Annotated in this window: 21 protein-coding genes; 9 read left to right on the forward strand and 12 right to left on the reverse strand. The window is 40.9% G+C overall.

The annotated features are described in order from the left end of the window. Positions 1-6 precede the first annotated feature (6 nt). The 10 genes from lpxK to M2135_RS11085 all read right to left on the reverse strand — a co-directional run bounded on the left by lpxK (position 7) and on the right by M2135_RS11085 (position 10,829). Entirely contained in the window at positions 7-1,113 is a 1,107-nt protein-coding gene (lpxK, locus tag M2135_RS11040) for a tetraacyldisaccharide 4'-kinase (protein ID WP_280748565.1), read from the reverse strand. 7 nt (positions 1,114-1,120) lie between these two features. Next, positions 1,121-2,887, reverse strand: a complete 1,767-nt coding sequence (gene sppA, locus M2135_RS11045; protein ID WP_280748566.1) for a signal peptide peptidase SppA — start codon at positions 2,885-2,887, stop codon at positions 1,121-1,123. A 41-nt stretch (positions 2,888-2,928) separates the two neighbouring features. Next, positions 2,929-3,447, reverse strand: a complete 519-nt coding sequence (locus M2135_RS11050; protein WP_280748567.1) for a hypothetical protein — start codon at positions 3,445-3,447, stop codon at positions 2,929-2,931. An 84-nt stretch (positions 3,448-3,531) separates the two neighbouring features. Next, a complete protein-coding gene (locus M2135_RS11055; RefSeq protein ID WP_280748568.1) occupies positions 3,532-4,494 on the reverse strand; it encodes a DUF4922 domain-containing protein in 963 nt (320 codons plus the stop codon). Beyond that, the gene (locus M2135_RS11060) at positions 4,491-5,948 is read right to left on the reverse strand and encodes a glycosyltransferase family A protein (RefSeq protein ID WP_280748569.1); all 1,458 of its coding nucleotides are present in this window, start codon (positions 5,946-5,948) and stop codon (positions 4,491-4,493) included. The genes M2135_RS11055 and M2135_RS11060 overlap by 4 nt, the downstream gene beginning before the upstream one ends. Before the next feature lie 177 nt (positions 5,949-6,125). Then, a complete protein-coding gene (locus tag M2135_RS11065; protein ID WP_280748570.1) occupies positions 6,126-6,587 on the reverse strand; it encodes a hypothetical protein in 462 nt (153 codons plus the stop codon). Positions 6,588-6,680: 93 nt separating this feature from the next. Further along, complete coding sequence (locus M2135_RS11070; RefSeq protein ID WP_280748571.1) at positions 6,681-9,218, reverse strand: M4 family metallopeptidase; 2,538 nt, start codon at positions 9,216-9,218, stop codon at positions 6,681-6,683. Positions 9,219-9,242: 24 nt separating this feature from the next. Beyond that, positions 9,243-9,710 carry a hypothetical protein gene (locus M2135_RS11075; RefSeq protein ID WP_280748572.1) on the reverse strand — a complete coding sequence of 156 codons (468 nt, stop codon included), beginning with the start codon at positions 9,708-9,710 and terminating at the stop codon, positions 9,243-9,245. 83 nt (positions 9,711-9,793) lie between these two features. Next, positions 9,794-10,534 (reverse strand): hypothetical protein, encoded by a 741-nt coding sequence (locus M2135_RS11080; RefSeq protein WP_280748573.1) that lies wholly within the window; start codon positions 10,532-10,534, stop codon positions 9,794-9,796. Next, on the reverse strand, positions 10,437-10,829 hold the full coding sequence (locus tag M2135_RS11085; protein WP_280748574.1) for a 6-bladed beta-propeller: 393 nt from the start codon (positions 10,827-10,829) through the stop codon (positions 10,437-10,439). The genes M2135_RS11080 and M2135_RS11085 overlap by 98 nt, the downstream gene beginning before the upstream one ends. A gap of 464 nt (positions 10,830-11,293) precedes the next feature. On the opposite strand from M2135_RS11085, the gene M2135_RS11090 reads away from it, so the two are divergent. From M2135_RS11090 to gldN, 9 genes are all read left to right on the forward strand, one after another. Further along, on the forward strand, positions 11,294-11,755 hold the full coding sequence (locus M2135_RS11090) for a DUF937 domain-containing protein (RefSeq protein WP_280748575.1): 462 nt from the start codon (positions 11,294-11,296) through the stop codon (positions 11,753-11,755). 608 nt (positions 11,756-12,363) lie between these two features. Next, positions 12,364-13,155: an SAM-dependent methyltransferase gene (locus M2135_RS11095; protein ID WP_280748576.1), complete on the forward strand. Its 792-nt coding sequence runs from the start codon at positions 12,364-12,366 to the stop codon at positions 13,153-13,155. Between the two features lie 10 nt (positions 13,156-13,165). Further along, a complete protein-coding gene (locus M2135_RS11100) occupies positions 13,166-13,729 on the forward strand; it encodes a cob(I)yrinic acid a,c-diamide adenosyltransferase (protein ID WP_280748577.1) in 564 nt (187 codons plus the stop codon). Between the two features lie 78 nt (positions 13,730-13,807). After that, positions 13,808-14,029, forward strand: coding sequence for a DUF2795 domain-containing protein (locus tag M2135_RS11105; protein WP_005633363.1), 222 nt, complete (start codon positions 13,808-13,810; stop codon positions 14,027-14,029). A gap of 145 nt (positions 14,030-14,174) precedes the next feature. Next, a complete protein-coding gene (locus M2135_RS11110; RefSeq protein ID WP_280748578.1) occupies positions 14,175-15,125 on the forward strand; it encodes a type IX secretion system membrane protein PorP/SprF in 951 nt (316 codons plus the stop codon). Positions 15,126-15,128: 3 nt separating this feature from the next. Further along, positions 15,129-16,553 carry an SUMF1/EgtB/PvdO family nonheme iron enzyme gene (locus tag M2135_RS11115; RefSeq protein WP_280748579.1) on the forward strand — a complete coding sequence of 475 codons (1,425 nt, stop codon included), beginning with the start codon at positions 15,129-15,131 and terminating at the stop codon, positions 16,551-16,553. A gap of 39 nt (positions 16,554-16,592) precedes the next feature. Beyond that, on the forward strand, positions 16,593-17,648 hold the full coding sequence (gene gldL, locus M2135_RS11120; protein ID WP_280748580.1) for a gliding motility protein GldL: 1,056 nt from the start codon (positions 16,593-16,595) through the stop codon (positions 17,646-17,648). 19 nt (positions 17,649-17,667) lie between these two features. Beyond that, on the forward strand, positions 17,668-19,233 hold the full coding sequence (gene gldM, locus M2135_RS11125) for a gliding motility protein GldM (RefSeq protein WP_280748581.1): 1,566 nt from the start codon (positions 17,668-17,670) through the stop codon (positions 19,231-19,233). A 14-nt stretch (positions 19,234-19,247) separates the two neighbouring features. Then, entirely contained in the window at positions 19,248-20,330 is a 1,083-nt protein-coding gene (gene gldN, locus M2135_RS11130; protein ID WP_280748582.1) for a gliding motility protein GldN, read from the forward strand. A gap of 34 nt (positions 20,331-20,364) precedes the next feature. On the opposite strand, the gene M2135_RS11135 is transcribed toward gldN, so the two are convergent. Then, the gene (locus M2135_RS11135; protein WP_280748583.1) at positions 20,365-20,814 is read right to left on the reverse strand and encodes a VTT domain-containing protein; all 450 of its coding nucleotides are present in this window, start codon (positions 20,812-20,814) and stop codon (positions 20,365-20,367) included. Beyond that, positions 20,802-21,812: a hypothetical protein gene (locus M2135_RS11140; RefSeq protein WP_280748584.1), complete on the reverse strand. Its 1,011-nt coding sequence runs from the start codon at positions 21,810-21,812 to the stop codon at positions 20,802-20,804. Before M2135_RS11140 ends, M2135_RS11135 begins: the two co-directional genes overlap by 13 nt. Positions 21,813-21,818 lie beyond the last annotated feature (6 nt).

The following is a 21,818-nucleotide window of genomic DNA, read 5'->3' on the forward strand; positions in this document are numbered from 1 at the left end:
GTATATTCATTTTTTGTTTTTAGAAAAAGTAAGAATATGTTCTTTGATCAGTTCGTCGAATCGGGTTCTGTTTTTTCCTATGAAATCGACCATAATCGGTTGATAGTATAATCTTTTTTTGATCATGTCCGGAATATTGGTCATATCTCTCAGGCGTGCCGCATCTTTTTCGGTGACAATAATCAGTTTTTCCAGCGAACTGAATTGTTCGAAGGTGTTTTTGATCTTTTCGATGTCTTTCGTACTGAATGTATGATGGTCGGGAAATGTAAGTGTCGTGACCTGATTGGAATATCTTTTTATCTCACGAATAAATCCATCGGGAGAAGCTATTCCGGAAACGACCAGTACATCATCGTTTTTCCGGATATCTCGTTTGACCCAGGGTAATGCGTTTTTCGAAAAAACAGGTTTGATCTCTCCATATCTGACTGTTGTAAAAAAGACAGTCTGATGTGCCACGACTTTGATGTGATCTTCAATAATCCTGAAATCTATCGGTTTGATGTCGGAAGCACATTTGGTGACAATGATGACATCGGCTCTTCGGATTCCACTTTTAGGTTCACGTAGCCGACCGACAGGCATCAGTTTATCTAAATACATGAGCCGATGGTAATCTGTCAGTACAATATTCAATGATGGGGTGACATATCGGTGTTGGAAACCATCATCCAGTAAAATGATCTCCGGCCGAATCTCTTCCGGTAGCTTTAATAGATGTTGTATGCCCCGGCGACGATTGGCATCTACTGCCACCTGTATCTGTGGGAATTTTTGTTTAATCTGATAAGGCTCATCACCAATATCCCGGCTTTTAGTCTGTTCGTTCGCTAAGATATAACCGGATGTTTTGCGTTTATATCCCCGGCTAAGGACTGCTATTTTGTTTTTGTATCGAGGTTGCAACAGACGAATAATGTATTCGGTATGTGGTGTTTTACCGGTTCCGCCGACAGCGATATTGCCTACACATATCACCGGAATATCGTATTCTTCCGAAGGTAATATCCCCCAGTCGAATAGTTGGTTCCTGAATCGAACAGCTATTCCGTACAGAAAAGAGAACGGACTAAGCTGAGGATTGAGCTTTATGGTATAGTCTATCGGCATAAATGGTTTATAGCGGTTGCATATCGTATGGTAAACGCGCCTGAATACCGCTGGATGCTTGAATCAGTTTGATTGTTTTCCAGTATTCGAACTCATTTCCTAATGCACTTTTTACTACAGTTGTTTTAATCTCTTCCAACTGTTTTTCGAAAAAGTCCTGAAACAAATCACTGCTTCCGGATATGTGATTGATACTATAATCAGAAATGTTTGCCAGTTCGGCGGCTATACTGATGGCTTTATCTATTCCTCCTAACTCATCGACTAGCCCCAACTCTTTCGCTTGTTCGCCGGTCCAGACCCTTCCTTGAGCAACTTCATTGATGGCCTCTTTACTCATACCACGTCCTTCGGCACAACGGCGTAAAAACAGATCATATCCTCTTTCTACATGTGCCTGGATAAGTTGTTTCTCATCATCACGCAATGGGCGGCTCATGTCGCCGATATCGGCATATTTATTTGTTTTTACCACTTCGGTTGTTATGCCCAGTTTCTGGAATAATCCGGTCGTGTTCGGGAACATCCCGAAAATACCGATCGATCCGGTAATGGTATTGGCTTCGGCCACAATTTTATCAGCAGCAGAGGAGATATAATATCCTCCTGAAGCAGCAGTGCTTCCCATAGAGATAACGACCGGTTTTTCTTTTTTTATTTCAATGATCTCATGCCAGATCTGCTCCGACAGGAAAGCGCTTCCACCGGGTGAATTCACTCGTAGAACGATTGCTTTCACTTTTTCGTCGCGTTTCTGCTTGTTCAGTTCTGTGATCAGCTTTTCAGAAATGATGTTTTCGTTGATGTATATCGATTCTGCTGACTCCTGCATAATTTCCCCTTCGGCATATACTACAGCAATCTGATCGGTTTTAACTTTTTTAGATGTTTTGATGTGAACGATTTTGTCTGTAGAAGCAGTGCGTAATTTCCGATCGGTTTGCCCGGCTATTTCCTGGATGTATTTTTCAACCTCATCTTTGTATTTTAATTCGTTGATCAGTCCGCATTCGACCGCTTTTTCCGGGGCTGAGAGTGCTAATCCGCTTTCTGCAAAATGAGTCACGTCGTTTACGGAGATCTTACGTGATTCGGCTATTCCCTGGGTTACATTCTTCCATATTGTTCCCATATAGGATTGAATCTGTTCACGATTGGCGTCACTCAGTTTATCTTGGATATAGGCTTCGACATACCCTTTGTATGTTCCTACGCGGAATACCTCCATATGGACTCCGGCTTTTTCCAATATACCTTTATAGAAAATCGTTTGCGAGGCCATCCCTGCAATCTCAAGCATTCCTTGCGGGTTTAGGAATATTTTGTCGGCAACGGAACATAAATAGTAATTCCCTTGCGAATAATAATCTCCATAGGCAACTATAAATTTCCCACTTTCTTTGAAATCGATCAATGCACGTCGGAGTGCTTCCCAGTTGGCAGAGCCGGTAGTCATACTTCCTGCTTCCAGATAAATACCGGCGATATGCTCATTTTCTTTTGCAATCCGGATAGCCTCCAATAGTTCTTTTAATGATGGAGGGGTCTCAATATTAAAGAACAGTAAAGCCAGAGGATCGTTGGTGGTATTGTCTGTTAATGATCCGTCCAGTTTAATTTTATAGACTGTGTTTGCTTTTGGAATGTATGCAGGTGAACTGCCTATACTTCCCATCATGCTCACCAATATAAAGAAAAATAGCAGCATAAATATTCCGGCTGCTACGAAAACGCCTAATGTGGAGGCAAACATCATTTTAAAAAATTGTTTCATCTTACTTTACTGTTTTTAGATACTGAATTTAAAAAGAAAAATTAAAGATTAAACGAATAACCTACGCTATAAAAGATCTTATTTCCATAGGGTGAATTTTCATTCTTCGCTACATCATATTGTATCATTAATCGCATAGGTCCGACCCGCACTCCGGCACCAACTAAAAAGGAAGGAATCATTTCCTCCTCTTTTGTTTTATCACCGGTAGGTCTGTATGTATTGCTTCGCCACATCCGGTTGATCTCCGGTTGAACCGACAGTACGACATAAGGCAGAGGGTAGAGACGTCCGTAGACATTAAATCCGAGATAATTGTTTGTCTGTTTCCATTGGTTATTATCGTACTTATCACTGTAGTGGGTAAACGTGAAACCCGCTCCGGCATTCAGGTAATTGGAGAAATTATATCCCACCTGAGGAGCGATGTTAATGAGGGTATAATTGCCAAACTGCATACCCAAACCTCCACCAAAGGTCAATTTATCTGTGCGGAATTGTGCTTTGACTCCTGTAACAAGACAAATAAAAGCAATGAACATCAATATTTTTCTCATCATTATTCTCTTTTTTTGATGTTTTCGGCAGAATAATTTACAAACTTAACATTTATATAGTTAAAGAACGGAGAAGATGTTGTTTTTTTATTCTTTCTTTACAATTCGGGTACTTATCCGGTCAATTTCATCATGACTGAAGCATACCTGACTATAAATGTCCCGAAGGATATCCGGAGTTATTTTTTCAAAATCTTCTTCCCGGGGAGTAATATATAATCCTCCGATATCTGCAGCTCCCGGACTGGATAAAATATGCGCATCTCCTTCGGCAAAAAACTGTGACGGACGGTGCTGTCGCCGGGGGATGATGGTGATTATCCATTTGTCTTTTTTATAACAACCAAAAACGTTCATTTTTGGTTCTGACTCTTCCGGTAAGCTATCGAATGCATTGTATACGGTTTGAAACAAGGATAATGCGCTTTCGGCTGTTGTCGCCTTGATTACAAATCCATTTCTAAGATAATTTGTCAATTGATATAATTCCGATTGGTCTTCATTTATTAATAATCTGATTTGTTTATCAGACAGGGTGTCTATTTCTATATCTATAGGCATTACATTGCGCGTGACTACCTGAAAATGCATATGGTCGGGAGCAGACGCTCCGCTTTTTGGACCGTTGTAGAACAGGCTAAAATCCTTCAGGCAATAGGCCAGTACCAGAAAGTCGTTCAAATGAGTACTGATCTCTTGCGCGATATGTTTTTGGGAGGCAATGGTGAAATGTTCCGGAAAGATAGGGTAGGGGTTACATAAGATCAGGTAATCCTCTTTAAACGGCAACCGGATTTGTTCGGCCGGTAAGTTTTCCGGACACAAAAAACATTTTCGTTTCAAAAGCGACTCTCTGTCAACCTTTGCTCCGGCAGAGAGAATGCGAGATGGATTAAACTGAACTTTTATATTGAAATCGTCTATATGTAATGTCTTTATATGTACCTGTTGTAATACCTCGTATCTTTCCTTGACGAGCGGCCAAAGTTGTAATTGTTGATAAAACAGTTCGCGAACCTGTTGTGAAGTGACACAGAATGTGTGATTCATCGATTCTTTTTTTGACGTGCCTGAAGTTCCCATGTACGGATCCGGTCTTTATACGTGTTATATCGATTCATTTTGACAATATCCAACGACGCATCCGAATTATCTTCCCAGCGGCGGCAGAGGTAGAGTACATTGTAGATACGTCCGATCTGGTACTCCCGGCTGATGCGTAACCCCAACGCATAATCTTCTCCGTAACTGGTATTCGGCAGGTTAATTTGTCGCAGAAGCGGCGTGTAAAATGCTCGTGGAGCGCCCAACCCATTGATGCGAAGCGCATTATTACGTCCATTCTCAGGGGTCCATTCCCGGTGATCGATCACTCCGGGAGGGATCGTTTCCATCTCGAAATTAGTCATTTTATAGGTGCCGACAACCATTGCACATTGCTGGTCATAAAAAGCGTCGACAATCTGTTGCAGGGTATCATCTCCACTATACACATCATCACTATCCAGTTGTATGGCGAACTTTCCGCAAGCAGGATGATGAACACCCATATTCCAGCATCCACCTATGCCTAAATCGTTTCTTTCCGGACGAATATGGATCAATCGTATATCTTCTTTATAACGTTCAATGATTTCTGTCGTTCCATCCGTGGAATGATTATCAATAATGATTAGGTTAAAAGGAAATGATGTTTTTTGCCTTAAGACGGAACGGATCGCATCGTCGATGGTACGTGCCCGATTGCGCACAGGAATGATTACAGATGCTTCAGTTTCAAACTGCTCAGTATCAAAATCGATCTTTTTGAAATGGGGCGGCAGATAACCTCCAATCCTTTTGAGATGATCCGTACATACCTCTTCCATTTCAAGTTGCACGTTCCTGTTTTTCGGATCGACATAATCGAACAGCTTTTCACCCGATCGCCGGGTATCTGTTTCAATTTTTGTATAGAGATATTCATTGATATGTACCAGCTGGTGTTGTTGTGATACTTTCAGGCGAAGATCATATAATCCGGCATACTGATACCCTTTGTCCATGGTTTCAACAGCCTCCAGTAATGCTTTGGAGCGATAGAAGAGAACGGGTCCGAAATTGAAATCATCACGCAGACTTCCCCATTGGTAGTCGATTACGGGGAGAGTAGTTAGCTTCTCCTCTTTCAATTCATAATAATCCGAATAGACCAAACCTGCATCAGTGTCATCTGCAACGGCTGTAAATCGTTCCAGAGCAAACATCCCGGGTGTTAATCTTTCCGGCTGGGTATAGATCAGACTATAATCCGTTGTCGCATATCCGGCTATTTTTCGAAAGGTATCTGTTCCCCATAACCCGTTAACCGGAAGCAATATAGTGTGTTCGATTACTTCAGCGTCCGGGTTGGTGGTCAATAGATAAATATGTTGGACTAAAGGGGAAGCATTTAAATGTGTTACGGTTTCACGGGTTGCTTCAGGTTCTCCGTAAACAATAAAGCAGTTGATACGTTGTCTCATCTAACCGGTAATGATATGTTTATTATCGGCAAAGATAATGCTTCTTGTTAATTAATTTCTATCTGAATAGTACATTCGGTTTTTGTAACAATGTTATCCGAATGGCATAAGAGGTGACAAAACAATAACAAAATATAATCTTGATCTCGTGATCGTAATGAATGAAGATTTACATAACTATTCGCTTTTAACTCTTGCCCATACAAATGCCATATAAGGATATCCAGAATGCGTGCCTCCCACACCTATAGTATCATTTTTTATTGAGCTGAAACACCAAGCTTCACGATTGATATCTGTATCCCATATTACCCACGCCTTACGTTTGTACTGTTCTGCATAGATTTTTTTCCATCTGTAATTAAAAGTACGCTGCTCTCCATTGTCGGATGTAATAACACAATAGTCCTCATAAATATCCACAAATGTATTATCGTGGTAGCTTTCCCCTACCACTCCTCCATAAGTCACAAACCATTTCCATTTTCCCTGTACACATTTCTGAATGACAGGCAACGGTTGGGTATATAAATTCTCAATATTGCTGAAATCTATTGTGGAGAGATCAATATCATCTTCTTTTTTACACCCATAACATAGTATGGATGATAGAAGGGATATAAAAATTATTTTTCTCATATATGTTTGATTATTTGGACTTATTATACTGATATGTATAGTCAATGTTGCATTATTAGTTTGTTATGCAACATTGACTATGTAGTGTTTTATTTAATGGGTAATTTGGATTTTATGTATTTCCGGAATTTCACTTATGCCATCATATATGTGAATAATATAAGTTCCTTTTTGGAGTGCAGACACATCAAATTGAACACTTTCACCGGTAGAATTTGCCTGTTTTACCATTACGCCTGTAATGGTATACATACGGATGTCAAAAGACGGTTTTTGGGTGTATACCATCTTGTTAATCTGAGCATTGAAAAGATCCATGTCAAATTTGATCTCAACAATGTTCGATGAAGGGATTGATGATATTGAAAAATAAGAATTACTTTTACTACTGCCACAACTGGAACTTTCGGTTAAAGTGACTCCTAAAATTGTTTTAGTAACGCCATAACTCGTTGTTGCAGTAATGTTCAGCGTTCCCCAACCTTGCGACAAGGTACGGAAATAGAGTTGAGTATTGGATGCAGAAGATACTTGTAGTTGCGAACTTGCGCCCCAGTTTACATTTGTAAGAGTTGTATTTCCAGGATTTAAAGTCGCGTAATAGTATGTATTTGGACATAGTCCACCAGAAGGATAGACCTGGCTCCCATCAGAAGATTTTCTAACGATCAACTGAACATTCATGCTATGTGGGCCACCAACTCCGACATAGTGAGACACTGTTTTTGTACTTCCACTATAGGTTAATTTGGCTGTAATCGTTGCATCTCCAACAGTAGTAGATGTTTTGGGTTTAACAACGATTCCGTTTGCAGAATAAGATACCAGCGTTAATAGATTTGTATTATAACTCCATGAAAGTGTCGCATTAGCAGGGACGTAATTGATCGTATAGCTACTGCTTGTTGTTCCTCCAATCATTGAGGGGCCAACGATTGTGAGAGGATAACTATCGCCAACCCCTACAGCATGCCATGCATTTGTAACAGCAATAACTTCCTTTGATGTTGCTCCATATAGATTTGTGGCGGCCGTGATCGTATGTGTCCGTGCATTTGCAAAAGTGGTGTTTTGTGTCATGTAAACGGTTTCAGCCCTGTACACTATTTTTGCCGCTTTTTCAATGCCGATGCCAGTTATACCAAATGCTTTTCCAAAATCATTGGTTCCGTTTCCTCCAACAGATAACAGATAAAACCAGTAATTCATTACACCACTGTTACGATGTACACCACAATAGTCATTTTCAAATGTTGGTGTACAACTATTAATGTTGTACCAATAAGTACCTCCATACGTATCTGGATGTGAATATGTATTTGGGTAACTCATAGAACGCATAGTATATCCTAAATCTTCACCGATAAGCCAAGGTTGTTTGTCGGTTGTTGCCCAATTCTCTACGCAAGCCGCCCAAATATCGCTCAAACTTTCATTAATAGCTCCTGACTCTTTTTGATAGACAAGCTTTGCAGAAGAACTACAAATGCCATGCGCTATCTCATGTGCACAGATATCAAGTGTTGTAAACGGAGGTCTGGAAGACCCTTTTCCATAAGTCATTCTACTTCCATCCCAAAATGCATTGTCGTTGTATGTAAAATCTTTGTTTATCAGTTTTAGATCTGCATTAACATAACTTAATAACGGCCCGTTACTGTTATTCCAACTGTTGCGTGCATGTACCTGTTTGAAATACTCATATACCATTTCAGCACCCCAATGGGCGTCTAACCCTGCATTATTATTATTTACACTATGCTCTGCTGTTGTCCAGTTATTATCATTATCTGTAAAATCGGTAGAAGAGTAAGTCCCTGCATGATTCATATTGAATGTTGAAATATTGACACCATTTCTTGTCTCCCTAAGCCGGTATCTTCCATTATAAGAATCGGTTGTAATAGAGCGTGATCCGCTGTAGCGTGTAGCTGCCGTACCAGTGGCATTGGCGAAATGAATGCGCGCATCCATATGAAGAATATCACCTGTAATAGCATCCACCCAGATATAATCTCTGCTCAACGGTTTATGGGCATAAATATCAAAACGATACGCCAGACGGTATATTTTGTCTGTTAGCAGTTGATCTTTCACTATAACCAATTCTCCGGCTGGGTAGAATGTACTGTTATAATATTCCTTGATCCATTGTTCCTCTTCTGGGATTTGCCATTTGTAGACTTCTGCTCCTACATATTTCAATGCTGCGTTCAGAGCTTGTGCTTCCGTAAGTTTTGGATTAGTGTCAATATCGCCTACCGGTTTAAAATCGCCGAATATTGTTTCAATATTCCCCAGCCTGTTTGCATGAACGGAAACTTCTCCGTATTCCACTTTTACATTTTTGTAGTATTGTTGATAATATTGATGGGTATAACCCAGTTCGTCTTGTTGCTCCTTTCGTTTTTCTGACTGTTTTAATTCGTCTGTTTTTCGTGCGATATATAACTCTTTTACTAATTCGACCGATTTGTTTATTGGCTGCAGAAAGGAGTCAGTACTAAATACAGCAAAGGAAATGTTTCCATTGCGATCGGTTTCTTTCTGGAGAAATTTGGATTGTTGCGCCATACTATGGATTCCAATACACGAAAGAATCAATGTGATAAAAAATGCTTTTGTGTTCATAATTATATTAATTAGAATATTTGGTTATATATTATAGCTTTTAACTCTTGCCCATACAAATGCCATATAAGGATATCCTGAGTTAGTATTCCCTAAACCTATAGTGTCATTCCTTATTGAACTAAAACACCAAACCCCTCTGTTCTCATCTGTATTCCATATTACCCATGTTTTATGTTCATACTCTTCCATATGAATTTTTTTCCATATGTAATTAAAAGAACGTTGATCTCCGTTCTTAGATGTTATAACGCAATGGTTGTCGTAAATATAAACAAATGTGTTATCCTTGTAACTTTCCCCTACCACTCCTCCATAAGTCACAAACCATTTCCATTTTCCCTGTACACATTTCTGAATGACAGGCAACGGTTGGGCATATAAATTCTCAATATTGCTAAAATCTATTGTGGAGAGATCAATATCATCTTCTTTTTTACAGCCATAACACAGTATGGATGATAGAAGGGATATTAAAATAAGTTTTTTCATAGGCGTATAATTTCGTGGTTGTATGAATGCAAATATAAAATAATTTTTTGATTAATAAAATTTTTGTAATAAAAAATATAATTTCACGGCTTTAAAGTCAATAAAACAATCATCGGATTATCTTCTTTCTCCGGATCGGCTGGTTCTTCAAAAGAGATAAGAGTTGTCAAGTCTTTTGAAATGTACCGAGGTGTAAATGTATGTTTGTTGAACATTGACTTTTCCGGTTCATTATAGTGTAATAATAAATTAGCTAAGGTCTTTGTGTTTTTATTGTAAACAATGAATTTATTCAGGTCAAAAGTCGGGCTACTTAAAAATAGATATTGCTTGTTTTCTAAAATAGTTGTCACATACTTCTTTCCGGCCATGGGATTTTCTCGTGGACTGGTTAGTTGATACCGTTGTTCGGCCACTAAGGCGTATTCTCCTAAGTTTACGACATAACGAGGTGATAATTGTAATTGTGGATTTAAGGAAAATAGGGTGTCATTATACAGTTCTTTGACATGAAAACTGTTGTTGTAATAATAAAAATTCGCTTCTGGCATATAAAAGAAACTTTGAATACCTGATTGATTTTCATATTGTCTGTCGTAAGGGATCGAGTCTGTTTCAAGGCCTTGTTGGTCAAACAAGACGAAACGGGTGGTCTCCTGCCCATTCCGGTTGGCTATTAATCCGATAAATGAGTTGTCGTAAAACGGAGAAAAGGATTGTATTTTTTCAGGAATTTTGAAAGAGCGAATAGAAAGAACCGTCGGATTGATGAAAAAACAGCTGATGCGAAGCACTGTCAAAGAAGATAATTTGCCCTTTGTCATCAATAAACAGATCTGTAATCTGCGTATATTCACCAGGGCCTTGTCCGTTTGTTCCTATTCTTCGGATAAATTGTCCATTCAGATTAAAGACAGAGCATAGATTGTCATGTAAAATAAAAAACTGATCGTGTTCTAATAAAATTTTATTGATCTGCTTAATTAAAATATGTTCATTCGTTTCAAGGGGAATGATCTGACTGTTCGAAGCTATTTCATCTACAGTTATTTTCGTCTCTTTATTCAACACATCGGTGAGATCGAGTTTGATTAATTCGGCAGGAGCATCTGTTTCCATGCATGCAGTTAATATCAACAGAAAAAAGAAAATAAAAATTGTTTTCGTAGGTATAAAAGGACTTCTCATTTGGTATTATTTTAAAATGGACAGTAAATATACTATGGATGATTTGGTTTGACAAGTTTACAGAGCCGTTTATTCCATAGCGACTGATCCATAAATCGTGTCGTCTGGTTTTTCTGAAGAGGTGGTAAGCGATAGTAGCGAGATGGCTAATTGGAATATTTTTTCATTTATACTTATTTTTTTGTATTTTTTAAATCTTCAATACGGGTTGTGATGGGTGCATTCTACTTCGTTGGTTTATAGGGTTTTTATGAAATTTAAAAAGAGTTGATTCGTTTTTGTTTGCGCTTATCTGGGCTTTGTTTTTCTGTCGAGTATAAAAAAAGAAAGAACATTCAGAACTTTTTATTAGTTTCCGCCGTTCAAATGAAGTATAAATTAAACAAAAAGAAATCATGTTAGAGAACCTTTTAAAAGAGATTCAGGGACCTGTAATGAGTATTATCACCAAGAGTCAGGATATCCCGCAAGAGAAGAAACGTGACGCCGTAGAGACAACCACTCAGGCCTTTACCGATGGTCTGAAACAGTATGCCACCCCTGATAAAATTTCGACATTGCTTGGGCTTTTTGGAGGAGGTTCATCTGCTACAGCAAGCAATCCGATGCTGAAAACGATAGAGAAGTCGATTGTGAGCGGCTTAACACAGAAAATCGGTTTGTCTCCGGCTATCGCCAATACATTGGCGTCAACCGTTGTGCCGGCGGTGATGAATGTGTTGTCGAGTAAAGTAAATGACCCGAATGAAAAAGGGTTTGATGTCGGATCACTGGTCGGCGCATTAACCGGCTCCGCAGGAGGTGGTTCTGTTGCCGGAGGTTTATTGGGAACCTTAGGTAAACTGTTTAATAAATGAGTTGAACCGTTTCGGATTTGATCTGAAAATACCTGCATCAATACTCCTAAAACAGTGGTTGTCGCAATGTCATTTTGTTTGCAAAAACAGACAATTTGTGGCATAAATAAACAAAATGGCCGATATGGCTAACGCGTATTTTGGCCATTTTGACTGAAATAGGTATTGATTGAGCGGATTTGATGTGAAAAGTCAGGAAGTGTTCAACAATTCAACCAGTTCACTCTCTTAATTTATTACGAAGAGTGTCAACAGTTATGCAGATGATTTTTAAAATCATCTGCATAACCTTAAACAATCATCACAATCATTTTTTTGAAGGGTGTATTAAGCGTGAAAAAACGGCTTTGAAGCCGGTTGTTTTGCGCTGGAATAGCCTGTTTTTAGGATTGAAAAAAATAGAGATGATGCGATCATAATCAAGGGTTGTCTCTCAAATAAACTCTGAATCCTTGCATTTTTTTGAACGACTCAGTGAGGAGGATTCAAATAGGCGAATGGTGAAGGGGGTAAAATGACAAATTCATTTTTTTGGAACACGGTGTCCAACGATTGACAAAACGGTATATTATAAAAAGCTTTATCTTTGTCGGTCAGTAAAAAACGTTATGCGGCTATTCCCTCAAAAAAGCGTATTGTATAAAGGTTCACTTCTTTACCGGCGCATTCGCCATCGGCATGGACATGGAGTGCATTCTCCTTTTGTTTTTAATCTGATTACCAAAGTGATCAGAGAGAAATCGCCTTATTACTCTTTTCAGGAAATAGAACTTTTACGGAAAAAATTGCGCTTTCAACAAGAGATGATTACCTATAAAGACCGGAAACATCCGAATAAGACAAGGAGTTTGTCTGTTGGAAAACTGGTTGAACGGGAAGCAATCAGTCCGAAATACGGTGCTTTGTTGTTTCGATTGACCAATTATTTCCAATCGAAACATATTTTGCAGTTGGGAGGGGCGATGGGTATATCGACATTGTATCTTACCACTTATGCGACAGATCTGAGATGTGTTGTATTGGAAGATGTCGAAGCGTTTGCCGATGTATCCCGAAAAGTGTTTGATGAAGCAGCCCACAATCCGATCGACTTGCGGGTAGGGGTGTACAACGTGTTACTTCCCCGGGTGATTTCGGAAATGAAAACGTTGGATTTTGTTTTTTTCAATATCCGCAATGAGCGGGCAGACACCTATGACTTGTTTACCGCATGTTTGAAAGCTGCCGGAGAACAGACCGTGTTTGTGTTTGACGGCATAAAAAGTACACCGTCTATGCGTAAACTCTGGAAGCAGGTCTGTGATCATCCGGAGGTTTCGGTGACGGTCGACTTGTTTTCGTTGGGTATTGTGTTTTTTAATAAGAAGTTACATAAACGCAATTATATAGTTTATTTTTAACAGACAACTTATGGATAAGAGTAGGATTTATACCGGAACGGGTGATAAAGGAACGACTTCGCTGGTCGGCGGACAACGTGTGTCCAAAGCAGATCAACGTATCGAGAGTTATGGGACAACAGACGAACTGAATGCCTTTATCGGTTTATTAATGACTGAAGTAGAGGGGCAGAGTGAGCTCGATTTTTTACGTTTTGTGCAACACAAATTATTTACGATTGGTTCTTATCTGGCAACCGATCAGGAAAATACCACACTTAAAATTGAAAGTAAGGTGACACCGGAAAGTATTGAGCGGATAGAAAAAGAGATCGATCGTATCGACCACGATTTGCCTAAGATGAAAAATTTCCTGCTTCCGGGCGGTAGTTGTTCGGCTGCGCTGGCACATGTTTGCCGCACGGTATGTCGTCGGGCGGAACGGGAGATCTATCGATTGGCAGAAAATAATCCGGTCGAAGAGCCTGTTTTGATCTTTATCAACAGACTGTCTGATTACCTGTTTGTTTTGTCACGTAAGGAGTGTATAAAAAACAATGGAGAGGAAATAATTTGGGATTATACTTGCAGCTAAAGAATATTATTATATTTTTGCGAAAAATTTGAAAATGAAGAACCAAACTGCCCAGGCAGTTATTAATACGAAACAACTATGTATTGGACATTAGAATTGGCTTCAAAACTGGAAGACGCACCATGGCCAGCTACAAAAGATGAGTTGATTGATTATGCACAACGTTCAGGTGCTCCGTTGGAAGTGATCGAAAATTTGCAGGAGATGGAGGATGAAGGCGAAATATATGAATGTATGGAAGATATCTGGCCCGATTATCCGAGTAAAGAAGATTTCTTCTTTAATGAAGAAGAGTATTAATAGCCTTAGACTGTGAATTCAGAAAATAAGAATGAGGTAGTGAGCGTATAGGCTTCCTGCCTCGTTTGTTTTTTGGTATACATACAATTTATTGGGGCGATACCCGTTTTATATCTTGTGGGAATAAAATTGGCTCTATAATCGGATGAGAAGATTGCTGTTGTTTGTTTTTGTTATGTTGCTGACCTGTTTCGGATGGGTACGGGCACAATATGACGCACAACTCAGTCAGTATTTTATGGCTATGGGGTATTATAACCCGGGATATGCCGGAAATTCGGAAGATTTGAATCTGTTAGCTTTACACCGGCAGCAGTGGATAGGGATCTCTGGTGCTCCGAAGTCTTTCTTTGTGACAGGGGATATGCCCTTGAAGATCGGAAATACGAATAATGGGGTTGGCTTGGTATTATTCTCCGAGAGTATTGGTTTATTCCAAAATACACATGTCGCCGGCCAGTTTGCCCATAAGTTGAAACTTTTCGGAGGAACGTTAAGTATCGGGATACAAGCGGGTATAGCCAATGTCTCTTTCGACGGGACAAAAGTCTTTATCCCTGAAGGCAATGAAGAACATCAACAGGAGGATGAGGCTATTCCACGGGAAGTTGTTTCGGGAACAGGATTTGATTTGAATGCAGGGATCTATTATACCCATAAGCATTTTTATGTCGGTATTGGTGCAACGCATCTGACCGAACCGGAAATGCAGTTGAGCGAAACGGCTTATACCTATATTCCCGGAGCATTTAATTTCACGGCAGGATACAATATTAAGACAAGGAACCCGTTGTATGAATTACAACCGTCTGTATTTCTGAAAACGGATATGCAGACCTTTCAGGCTGATGTGACGGCCCGGGTGGTATATAATAAAATGTTTAACGGAGGTTTTTCCTGGCGAGTGAACGAATCAGTCGTCTTGTTATTGGGAGGGACATTTGGTCGTTTTCAGGTGGGATATGCCTATGATTTCCCCACTTCGGCCATTTTGAAGGGGAGTACCGGAAGCCACGAATTGCTGGTGAGATATGCCTTGCAATTGAAGAAAACAAAAACAGGAAAGAACAGACATAAAAGTGTACGTATATTATAGTATATGAAAAAAGTATTAGTTGTACTTGTAACAATGACATTACTGACCACTTCATGCGGACGGTCATTGAGTGGCGCAGGAGGTGAAGTCACCGGAGTGCGATCGGTTGCGTTTAACGAACCGTCTCCTTACGGTATGGTATTGATTAAAAGAGGTGCTTTTGAGATGGGGCCTTCAGATAAAGATTCGCTTTGGGGAATTATGTCGGATACGAAAGGGGTCTCTTTTGATGCGTTTTGGATGGATCAGACGGAGGTGACCAATTCGAAATACCGGCAGTTTGTGCATTGGGTACGTGACTCGATTATACGTGAACGTCTGGCCGATCCGGCTTATGGCGGGAATGATCTGTTTAAGATTACGGAAGACCGTTACGGAGAGCCTGTCACTCCGCATTTGGATTGGAGCCGTCCTATTCCTTGGAGAAGACCGAGCGAAGATGAGCAGCTGGCCATTGAAAGTGTCTATTATACCAATCCGGTGACGGGTGAGAAAAAACTGGATCCTCAGCAGATGCATTATAAATATGAATGGTATGATTATACGGCAGCAGCATTGCGTAAACACCGTTTTAATCCGCAGGAGCGTGTTCGGAATACGGACATTGAAGTCAATATGAATGAAGTTATCATGATTTCCAAAGATACCGCTTACATTGATGAAGAAGGGCGTGTTGTGAATGAAACAATCACTCGTCCGTTAAGTAGCGAATGGGATTTTCTGCATACACGGATCATCAATATTTATCCGGACGAATCCAGCTGGGTGAACGATTTCAATAATGCCTATAATGAACCTTATATGCGGATGTATTTCAATCATCCCGGATATGATGATTATCCTGTTGTTGGTGTTTCGTGGGAGATGGCTACCGCTTTTTGTGTCTGGCGCACGAATCTGTACAAAGAGAGTCTGACACTCTCTCCGGGGCAAACCATCGAACCGTTCCGTTTACCGACTGAAGGTGAATGGGAATATGCCGCACGTGCAGGGAAAAATGAAAATAAATACCCTTGGGCGACCGATGAACTGCAAAACAGTAAGGGGTGTTTCTTAGGAAACTTCAAACCGGGTGACGGGAATTATACGGAAGACGGACATCTGATTACCTCTCGTGTCGGTTCTTTTTCCGCCAATGAATTTGGTCTGTTTGATATGGCTGGTAATGTAGCCGAATGGACATCGACCTCGTATGCCGAGTCGGGCCCGAATCAGATGAGTGATATGAATCCCGAACTGCATTATGATGCGGCCAAGGAAGATCCGTATGCGATGAAGAAAAAAACCGTGCGTGGCGGTTCATGGAAAGATGTGGCGCAATTTATCCGTTCGGATATGCGTACATTTGAATATCAGAATGAAACACGTTCATACATCGGTTTCCGTTGTGCCCGCACGCAGATCGGGTTTTCAAAAGGCAAAAAGTAAAACAGAATAATCATATAAAGATAAAATAACTCAATTACAATGGGAAAATATAGAAGATATAAGAATAGAATGGAGATGTATCTTTCCAGTGAACGGGGAAAGAGAATCCTGAATTTTATTTATAGCTGGGGCGCCTCTATTGTTATTATAGGAACGATGTTTAAATTGCTTCACCTGCCTTATGCCAACTGGATTATCGGTATAGCACTGACGGTAGAGGCTTTGGTATTTTTTGTTTTCGGATTCGAAAAGCCGGGAAGTGAGTACCATTGGGAGGATGTTTTCCCGGTATTGAAATCAAAAAACCCGATGGATCGTCCTGATTTTGCCGGACAACCGGTGTCGGCTATGATTCATTCGGAGGCGAATGACGATAATGGAGCACATTCGGAAAGAGGAACGGTTGTTGGTGGCGGACAATTGAATATCGCCGGTTCTCTGGACGTTTCGGAAGACGATACCAAAAACTTATCAGAGAGCATAAAGAAATTGAGTGGCGCAGCCGAGCAGATTTCTAAAATGGCGGAACTGACCGAAGCGACACAGAAATACCTGGAACAGCTGTCGGGTATGTCTGAAAATATGGAACGTTTCAGTCAGGTGACCAGTTCGTTATCGGAAGTTTCTGATACGTTATTGAATTCATATAAACATATCACGGATAACTCTGACGGTATCAATCAAAATTCCCGTGGGTATGTACAACAGATGGAAGCGTTGAACCGGAATATCTCCGGACTGAATACCATTTATGAAATACAGTTAAAGAGCATCAGTTCGCAGATCGAGTCGATCGAACATATCAATGGAGGGTTGAACCGTATCCGTGAAATGTATGACGGATCGGTGGTAGACAGTTCTGTTTTCCGGAATGAGACCGAAAAGATGACGCGTCAGTTGGCCGAACTGAATATGGTCTATACCCGTTTGTTGCAGGCCATGACCGTCAATATGCCGGGTGCTGCTCCTGCGGGACAGTTTGTTGCTCAGCAACAACCACCGCAAGGGTATCCGCAACAGGGATACCCGCAACAAGGTTATCCGCAGCAGCCTCCTGCACAAGGGAATAATCCGTATCAACAACCGTATAAATAATCCAAGTTAAAGAAGACAGATGGCAATAGGTAATAATCCTAATTCTCCGCGTCAGAAGATGATCAACCTGATGTATCTGGTGTTCATCGCTATGATGGCGCTCAATGTCTCTTCCGAGGTGTTGGATGGGTTTGAATTGGTAGAAGACAGTTTACGTACTTCTATCGATAATTCTTCCCACCGCAATGAAATTGTTGCCGGTGAGTTGGATGCTTACAACAAGATCAATCCGGATAAGGTAGGGGAGTGGTATGAAAAGGGAGTTAAAGTAAAGCGTGCATCGGATGATCTTTTCAATTATGTACAGGAGTTGAAAGAACGAATCGTAAAGACTGCCGACGGAAAAGAAGGAGATGTCAATCATATAGACCGTAAAGACGATTTGGAAGCAGCCGCTCGGGTGATGCTTGCTCCGGTGGTCGGTGAAGGGAAAAAACTGAGAGAAGCGATCGATTCGTATCGGAAGTTTATGGCGGAAATGGTTCAGGATACAGCTAAAACCCGTATTCTTGAGGCGAGTTTAAGTACTGTTCCGCCCCGGAAAGCCGGACTGAATATACGGACATGGGAAGAGGCGCTTTTTGAAAGTATGCCGGTTGCAGCGGCAGTCACAATGTTGACCAAACTACAGAGCGATATCCGTTATGCGGAAGGTGAAGTATTAAGCAATCTGTTGAGCAGTGTCGATGTGGGTGATTACCGCGTCAATACGATAACGGCTCAAGTGATTCCCGAAAGCCAGATCGTTATGCGTGGTAGCCAATACCGGGCAAATATCGTCCTTTCGGCGGTAGACTCTACCAAACGCCCGACGATCTATGTGAATGGAGACCTGTTGCCGACAGAGAACCAGGGACTTTTTACTGTAACGACAGGAAGTACGGGAACATTCCCTATTAAAGGATATATTGAAATGCCGAATAATGACGGCAGTATTATGCGTCGTGATTTCGAAAGTGAGTATTTTGTGACCGAACCGAGTGCTACTGTTGCGCCTACGATGATGAATGTATTGTATGCAGGTATTGATAATCCGATTCGTATTGCCGTACCGGGTATTCCGAGTGGGAATGTGACAGCTGGTATGTCGAACGGCACGTTGACCCGTCAGGGTGATTTGTGGGTGGCTCGTCCACAGACAGTGGGTACAGATGCTGTAGTTAGCGTGAATGCCCGTATGGCTGATGGTCGTCATGTGGAAATGGCGAAGAGTACTTTCCGGGTACGTGCGTTACCCGATCCGATGCCCTATCTGGAGTATAAAGATGCGAATGGGAATACCCGTAAATTCAGGGGTGGTACGATTGCGAAACGTGATCTGCTTTCGACAGACGGTATTTTGGCTGCTATTGATGATGATTTACTGAATATACAATTTACCGTTTTACGGTTTGAACTGAACTATAATGATTCATTTGGTAATGTGATGAAAGAGGTGACTCAGGGAACCAACTTCTCACAGAAACAGAAAGATTATATCCGTGGATTATCACGAGGCAAACAGTTCTTTATTACAGGAGTTGTAGCCAAAGGCCCTGATGGAATAGAACGTCAATTGTCTCCGATTCAGGTAGTTGTAAACTAAGATAAATAACCTATATGAAACGTTTGTATTATATATTTGCTTTAGTAGTAGGAGTGTTGTTCGTTTCGGACGCGCTATATGCACAAGGAGAGACTCCGCAGCGACGTGGTCCTGAGGTATTGCGTGGCGGACGCGGACAGGAAAGCAAAAATACCGGCCTACCGGATCTGACCGTTCGTGCACAAGATATGAATGAGCGCATGACACAAGAGATCGGTAATGCCCGTTGGATGCGTGTGATGTATCGGGAAGTCGATTTAACCAAAGAATCGAATGCGCCGCTTTATTATCCGACACGTCCGGTAAATGGTAATATGAACTTGTTCTCTATCATCTTTCAGTTGATGAGTGAAGGGAAAATTATAGCTTATAAGTACGAAGATGGGTATGAAGCTTTTGATGATGATCATATCGAAAGTTTCAAAGATGTGCTCGATCGGGCGTATATTTATTATGAAGAGATTCCGGGGCGTGGTAATGCACAACCGTCTTATATCATCAATGAAAGTGATGTGCCTTCAGCTGATGTACAAGCCTATTATGTGAAAGAAGCTTGGTATTTCGATCAGAATAATTCGGTTTTTGATGTGAAGACCTTGGCGATTTGTCCGATTATGACCATTGTCGGTGATTTGGGTGAACAGCGTATGCCATTATTCTGGTTACCGTATGAAAATATTCGTCCGTATATTACCAATACGCTTATTATGACCTCCAATATCAATAATGCGAAAACATTTACCATTGATGATTATTTCCGTCGACGTATGTTTGACGGTGAAATTATCAAGACGGAAAACCTGATGAACAAAACTTTACGGGAGTATTATCCGGAGCCTGATTCTTTGAAACTTGCTCAGGAACGTATTGAAGAACAGTTAGTCGGGTTTGAAAAATCGCTTTGGTTGCAACCGGACACAACCTCTGTCGCAGAAGATACAAAGGCTTCGAAAAGTACCAAGCAGACTACTGTGGCTCGGCGCGGAACCAAAACAACATCTACGGAGAAAGCACCAAAAGCAACAAAGGCTCCCAAAACGAGCGCTCCTAAGGCGCAAAGTGCGGCTCCGGGCAGAAGTGTTCGTCGGACTCGGTAATTAGAATAGGTGCAGGAGAAGAGCGGGTAGGAGGTTAAAACAATCCCTGGATTTTATAGACAAACTCCATCCAGATCCAATAGCGGATCGCTTTTCCTGCCAGCATAGAGATCGCGACGATCCAGATGTTTGCACGTAAAAAACCTAAAGCGACGGCAATGAAGTCGCCTATTCCGGGAAGAAAAACAAAAAAAGCCATCCACGACCCTTTATGTTGTATCCAGTCTTGGACTCTTTTGACTTTTACAGGATCGAGTTTTAAATATCGTTCGATCCATTCAACCTTGCCCAGCATACCTAACCAGTAGCAGGTCATGCCGCCCAGAAAATTTCCTATCGTCGCCGAAATCATACACGGCCAATAGGTTGCTCCGGCTAAAAGAACGCCAGTTAGTACGACCTCACTACTAAAGGGCAATACTGTCGCCGCCAGGAATGAAGCGATAAATACGCCAATGTATCCATACTCGATTAGAAACTCCATAGGCGTATAATCAGAAATGAAGTTAATAACAAGACAAATAAATGGTACAGCCAGAAATTATACCGGTTACGGCTTACTGTAAAATAGTGCGCAAGCAATACACTCATGGGCATACAAGATATTTCCAGAAACTCTTCCGACGCTTGTTCATATAAGAAAAACAGACCGAATGACCAGATGACGAATAAGGTCAGAAAAGAGAGAAACTGCCTGGTGCGTAGTGTGTCGTCATGTTCATGAGCGACAATATTCAATACGGAAGTAATTGTCAGTATTAGAATCAGAATAATACTCGCCCAATCCATCCATTCTATTCCGGTAATTGATAAAAAGCGAACTTTAAAAAGTGCGGTAAAAGGAATGGTAAAAGCGGTAAAGTCATTTTGCCAGATACACCATCCTAACACAAACCAATAGATTGTCGTCAATCCCAATAAAGAAGCCAGGAAAGTCTTTAATGTCAAAGTGCGGAACTTGAACATACCGATCCAGCATAACGGTACGAACCACAGGAGATGAATCCATAATAAACTTCCGGCACCGATGATTAACGACCAGTTAAACGCTTTCTCTATCGCTTCGGGATTGTGGTAAGAGGTGAAGAGCAGATAGATGACAAACACCATGCAGAAAACGGCTACAGTCGTCGCTTTTAGAGGGAAAAAATCCGGATTGGTACTGAGCAGTAAGGTATATATCAAGAAAACTAATACTGTTTTTTCCCTGATTAAAACCAATACATAATTGGCTCGATGAAGCATAAATGCTCCACCAAGCATCAGGATAAATCCAATGAGATAAGTCATTAGTTTATCCGATAATATATGACAGATCGCATTCCATAGCGGAGGGGCGGTCACTTCGCCGTAGACAGGAAACCCAACAGAGTTGATATATCCAATTCCCCAACAACATAAACAGGCAAACAACGTGTACAGATAGACACCTGTTCTATCTAATGAATACCGTTTGCCATAAGCTGTTGAAGAACTCCTCATGCGTTA

Origin of the sequence: Parabacteroides sp. PF5-9, assembly GCF_029893105.1 — a bacterium.
Lineage (GTDB): Bacteria > Bacteroidota > Bacteroidia > Bacteroidales > Tannerellaceae > JARXWG01.

Excerpts from the sequence above, each read along its gene's own strand:
- M2135_RS11115 (WP_280748579.1), top strand. The coding sequence starts at position 15,129 with ATGAAAAAAGTATTAGTTGTACTTGTAACAATGACATTACTGACCACT.
- sppA (WP_280748566.1), bottom strand. The coding sequence starts at position 2,887 with ATGAAACAATTTTTTAAAATGATGTTTGCCTCCACATTAGGCGTTTTC.
- M2135_RS11135 (WP_280748583.1), bottom strand. The coding sequence starts at position 20,814 with ATGGAGTTTCTAATCGAGTATGGATACATTGGCGTATTTATCGCTTCA.
- gldM (WP_280748581.1), top strand. The coding sequence starts at position 17,668 with ATGGCAATAGGTAATAATCCTAATTCTCCGCGTCAGAAGATGATCAAC.
- M2135_RS11085 (WP_280748574.1), bottom strand. The coding sequence starts at position 10,829 with ATGGAAACAGATGCTCCTGCCGAATTAATCAAACTCGATCTCACCGAT.
- M2135_RS11050 (WP_280748567.1), bottom strand. The coding sequence starts at position 3,447 with ATGATGAGAAAAATATTGATGTTCATTGCTTTTATTTGTCTTGTTACA.
- M2135_RS11110 (WP_280748578.1), top strand. The coding sequence starts at position 14,175 with ATGAGAAGATTGCTGTTGTTTGTTTTTGTTATGTTGCTGACCTGTTTC.
- M2135_RS11140 (WP_280748584.1), bottom strand. The coding sequence starts at position 21,812 with ATGAGGAGTTCTTCAACAGCTTATGGCAAACGGTATTCATTAGATAGA.
- M2135_RS11100 (WP_280748577.1), top strand. The coding sequence starts at position 13,166 with ATGGATAAGAGTAGGATTTATACCGGAACGGGTGATAAAGGAACGACT.
- M2135_RS11105 (WP_005633363.1), top strand. The coding sequence starts at position 13,808 with ATGTATTGGACATTAGAATTGGCTTCAAAACTGGAAGACGCACCATGG.
- M2135_RS11075 (WP_280748572.1), bottom strand. The coding sequence starts at position 9,710 with ATGAAAAAACTTATTTTAATATCCCTTCTATCATCCATACTGTGTTAT.
- M2135_RS11055 (WP_280748568.1), bottom strand. The coding sequence starts at position 4,494 with ATGAATCACACATTCTGTGTCACTTCACAACAGGTTCGCGAACTGTTT.
- M2135_RS11090 (WP_280748575.1), top strand. The coding sequence starts at position 11,294 with ATGTTAGAGAACCTTTTAAAAGAGATTCAGGGACCTGTAATGAGTATT.
- gldN (WP_280748582.1), top strand. The coding sequence starts at position 19,248 with ATGAAACGTTTGTATTATATATTTGCTTTAGTAGTAGGAGTGTTGTTC.
- M2135_RS11080 (WP_280748573.1), bottom strand. The coding sequence starts at position 10,534 with ATGACAAAGGGCAAATTATCTTCTTTGACAGTGCTTCGCATCAGCTGT.
- M2135_RS11065 (WP_280748570.1), bottom strand. The coding sequence starts at position 6,587 with ATGAGAAAAATAATTTTTATATCCCTTCTATCATCCATACTATGTTAT.
- gldL (WP_280748580.1), top strand. The coding sequence starts at position 16,593 with ATGGGAAAATATAGAAGATATAAGAATAGAATGGAGATGTATCTTTCC.
- lpxK (WP_280748565.1), bottom strand. The coding sequence starts at position 1,113 with ATGCCGATAGACTATACCATAAAGCTCAATCCTCAGCTTAGTCCGTTC.
- M2135_RS11070 (WP_280748571.1), bottom strand. The coding sequence starts at position 9,218 with ATGAACACAAAAGCATTTTTTATCACATTGATTCTTTCGTGTATTGGA.
- M2135_RS11060 (WP_280748569.1), bottom strand. The coding sequence starts at position 5,948 with ATGAGACAACGTATCAACTGCTTTATTGTTTACGGAGAACCTGAAGCA.
- M2135_RS11095 (WP_280748576.1), top strand. The coding sequence starts at position 12,364 with ATGCGGCTATTCCCTCAAAAAAGCGTATTGTATAAAGGTTCACTTCTT.